Source organism: Pantoea sp. Pa-EAmG, from assembly GCF_030024295.1.
Taxonomy (GTDB): Bacteria; Pseudomonadota; Gammaproteobacteria; order Enterobacterales; family Enterobacteriaceae; genus Pantoea; species Pantoea dispersa.
Genome location: NZ_JASEWO010000331.1, coordinates 1 through 1,889 on the forward strand (window position 1 = coordinate 1; position 1,889 = coordinate 1,889).

The following is a 1,889-nucleotide window of genomic DNA, read 5'->3' on the forward strand; positions in this document are numbered from 1 at the left end:
GCTTAGTAAAAAAACTTAAACAATGCTTGCTCGCTAGCGTAAATTAGCTTAAAAATTCTTTTCGATAAATTTACACTATCTTGATGAATCGGAGCTTTATGAAGCGCAGGCTGTTAGAGTTAGATGGATGCCGGGTTTATCAAACCACCAGCAACTCCCCCTTACGTCCCGCATTTTCCCCCGCCAGCCTCACCACCAGCATCCCGGCCGTGACAAACTTGGTTAGGTTTCGTGCATACAGCACGCCGCCAAACTCAGCAACCAGCGGTGTCACGTAGTCATTGATCGGGTCGACAACCTCCGCCACTACTTCGCCCGCTTTAATCCATTCGCCTAGCTTCCTGCGGTTCAGCAGCAGTCCGGAGTGAGGCGCGTGGATGTACTCACAGCCCGCCAGTTGCGTTGGTGCATGGATCAGGGCAGGGGAGTCTCCGGTTTCTCCGGCAATATATCCCCCTTCAATTAGCGCATTGATAATCGCATCCGCATCTTTCTCCGCCTGTTCCGGCGATACATCGGCTACGCCGCGCAGTTCCAGCGTCACCGGCAGCAGGCCGCGCGGCATCGGGTAGTCCTTGCCAAAACGTTCAGCCAGCGTCAGCCAGGGTTCGCAGCAGGCCTCATCAAAGGGCTCTCCACCGGAGATCTGCGCCAGTAGCTGCACTTCACTGCCAAGCCAGCGCGCCAGCGGCTCAATCTCCGGCCAGGCGTGCGGTGTGGTGTAAAGATGCGGCAAGGCATCCCAGTCGCAGTGCAGGTCAATCATCAGGTCTGCCTGGCTGGCCATGCGCATCAGGGTGAATCGCTGGGCCTCCAGTTCGCTTTTGGCGATGCGGTCGCGGTAGTGACGATCGATGGCGTCGCGAATCAGTCGTTTGTTTTCATATTCACTCTGTGTCAGCGATCCCGCCAGTTCTGCCGCCAGCGTATCGCCCAGCGCCGGGAAGCGACGGTTAAAATCCTGACCAGAAAGAGTATGAAAACGTCCGAGGTGAGTGCCGTGCCAGTGTTGACCCAGCGCGAGCGGATTCGCGACCGGCACCAAAGTGACTTTGGCTTTCAGCTTGCCCGCCGACTCCAGCGCCAGCAGCTTCTGCTTGAGATACCACGCCACCGCCATGCCCGGCAGCTCATCGCCGTGCAGCGCCGCCTGAATATACACCCGCTGCTGTGAGTCGGTGCCGAAGTGGAAGCTGACAATTTCCCGCTGGGTGCCCAGCGTCGCGCTTAACAAAGGATGATGTTGTTGTTGCATAACGCAGTCGATGTCCTGTGTCTGGGGCACGCTCGTGGCCGCGCCGCATGAAATTGATGAAGGGAATTATAGTTCTGCTGGAAAAAGGGCGGCAAATGCGCCGCCCCATCGATCACTGTTTAATAGAGATATCCGTTGCAAAATACTTCTTCTGCAAGGTATCAAAGGTACCGTTCTTTTTGATCTCCGCGAAAGCATTGTCCAGCGCGGTTTTTAATTCGGTGTCGCCTTTGCGCAGGCCGATGGCGGTGCCGGGGCCGATAATCGGATCCTGCACAATCGGGCCAGCCAGTTCGAAATCTTTGCCCTGCGGATGTTTCAGGAAGCCGTTTGCGGCTTGTGCGGCATCGGTGAACACCACGTCAAGGCGTCCGGAAATCAGGTCGCTCTCGACCTGTGCCTGATCGCCATACGGCACCACGTTCACGCCGTGCGGCTGCCATTTTGCCAGCGCGTAGCGCTCCTGCACGGTACCCTGTTCCACGCCCACGGTTTTGCCTTTCAGCGATTCCGCGGTGGGCAGCAGGCCGGAGCCTTTACGCGCAATCAGCTGAGTGTGGGTGTCATACAGCGGCACGGTGAAGTCGATCTGCTTCAGACGCTCTTCGGTGATACCCATATCCGACAGGATGGC

The 1,889-nt window shown here is 57.1% G+C and carries 2 protein-coding genes; both read right to left on the reverse strand.

Annotated features, from left to right (window positions below; translation table 11 throughout):
- Positions 1-139: 139 nt before the first annotated feature.
- Positions 140-1,255, reverse strand: a complete 1,116-nt coding sequence (locus tag QMM04_RS22345) for a succinylglutamate desuccinylase/aspartoacylase family protein (RefSeq protein ID WP_166711523.1) — start codon at positions 1,253-1,255, stop codon at positions 140-142.
- Positions 1,256-1,367: 112 nt separating this feature from the next.
- Positions 1,368-1,889 (reverse strand): transporter substrate-binding domain-containing protein (locus tag QMM04_RS22350; RefSeq protein ID WP_282997088.1); only part of this gene is annotated, 522 nt, incomplete at its 5' end.